This window comes from Donghicola sp. XS_ASV15 (genome assembly GCF_041224595.1).
Taxonomy (GTDB): domain Bacteria; phylum Pseudomonadota; class Alphaproteobacteria; order Rhodobacterales; family Rhodobacteraceae; genus Donghicola.
This window is the reverse complement of record NZ_JBGFGN010000070.1, coordinates 1-1,708: the sequence shown is the minus strand read 5'-3', so window position 1 is coordinate 1,708 and position 1,708 is coordinate 1. Positions and strand designations below refer to the sequence as shown.

The window sequence follows — 1,708 nt, the reverse complement described above, 5'->3', positions numbered from 1 at the left end:
ACCTCACAGAATTGGCCTGACGGCCAATGCGCCTTGGACCGGGCTTGCTATATGAGGGCCGCACGCTCCAAGGCGCTCGCCCCAAACTGGCCGACTTTTGCTCCGCCACAATGGCCGAATTTTACTCCGCCGTTGACACCGTGAGGGTGGCGCTTGTGACAAAAACGACCGTTTTGCCACATCGGTTCTGTCAGAGGGTTTATGCCCGGTGTGCGGACAGAACCGGACACGTGAGATAGAATTCGAGATGCCCGGTTCTCGACGCAGCACGTTTAGTCGCGCCCCGTTGTATCCCACCAATGCGAGTGCATGAACTGAGGGATAGCGAGTGTCGGACCACTCAGCTTAGCGATCGAACCTTCGGTCAGCTCGAGTGCCATCCATGCCTCAGCAATCGTCAGCAAGTCTGGGTATGGCGTTTGTTTGTCGGTCGGGGCAAACCCATACCGTGGGTAGAAGGTTGGAACACCTAATACGAAAACAGCATCCGTTCCGATGGATCTGAGATGTTCAATGCTGTCCTCCATGATTTCTCTCCCGACGCCATGCCCCTGATACTCGGGCAGGACGCCACAAGGGGCGAGCAGGTAGCATTTTGTATCCGGGTGATCTGCGAAGACAAACGGGGTGAACAGGACATTACCCGCGATTGTCCCGTCTCGTTCGGCGCTGATCGAGATGGTGTTAGGATGGCCGAGGATGTCTCTCGCAAGCTGCGAGATTTCGGGGCCTTCGTCGTCGCCAAAAGCCTGCAGGTGAACGTTGGAGATCGCGTCGATATCGTTGTGTTTCATTGGGTTTCCTTAAGTCTGGCTCATTTGGGCACGCACGGATGTGTTGCCCAGTTTCGTGATGCGGTAGGGACCGCCTTTGATGGATTTGATGAAGCGTTTTTCCTTGAGCCGCGTGAATACGTCCAAGGTGCAAGCCGTGAAAACGAAGCCGTCGCGTGTAAAACACTGCACGGATTTGATTTTGCCGTTGTCGGCGCGCACGAATTTGATCTCGCCGCCTAAGGCGAGTTCATGCAAAACACGTTGTTCGTGCTTTGAGATGTTCATTGGGATGTCTCGATTTTACGAAAGTACAACAAAAAGGACACTCAGCATCGCGCGTGAGTGTTCCTATCAATGTTGGTGTTCCTGCATTTGCGTCGCCAGGAACGGGCGTTAGGCCCGGGTCTCTTTCATAAAATCTCCATTGAGTGAGGCCGCTGCCTCAGTCGTCGCAAGCACATAGGCGTTCAACTGAGTCAGGTCAATATGGGCATGCACTATTACATCATCTGCCGATCCTTTCGGACCTTCTCCGTATCGTAGGACGTACCAAAACTCGTACGTTTCTGTCCTCGGCGATAATAACCGTTACTGCCCGGCTTGGTTTCTCGACTGCGGAGCTTGGCGCGGCCGTAGAGAATTGGCGCTTTGTCCGCTGTGCCAACCTTCACCTTCCGAAAATGCTGCACGCCCTCTCGAAAGTCCTCTGTGGGTGGCTCCTGCATTGCAAGTGTTTTCTGGTGATTTCTGCGGTCATTTTCGTCAGTACCGTCGTCTGTCCGGCCTGTTTTTGTTTTGGCATTGCCTCCACTGGCCCTGATGAGTTCCGCAAGCGAGGTTCCAATCGGCTTATCGACCTCAAGGGGCCGCTGCCATTCCCGGAGTGTCCTTGCTTTTGGTTGACTTAATTCCGCATCATCACTTCAACGTCT

At 54.1% G+C, this 1,708-nt stretch carries 2 protein-coding genes; both read right to left on the bottom strand.

Going from position 1 to position 1,708, the window contains the following annotated elements; all coding sequences use genetic code 11:
• Positions 1-272: 272 nt before the first annotated feature.
• Positions 273-794, bottom strand: coding sequence for a GNAT family N-acetyltransferase (locus AB9K37_RS01620; RefSeq protein ID WP_369835258.1), 522 nt, complete (start codon positions 792-794; stop codon positions 273-275).
• Between the two features lie 9 nt (positions 795-803).
• A complete protein-coding gene (locus tag AB9K37_RS01615; protein WP_369835257.1) occupies positions 804-1,061 on the bottom strand; it encodes a YjhX family toxin in 258 nt (85 codons plus the stop codon).
• Positions 1,062-1,708 lie beyond the last annotated feature (647 nt).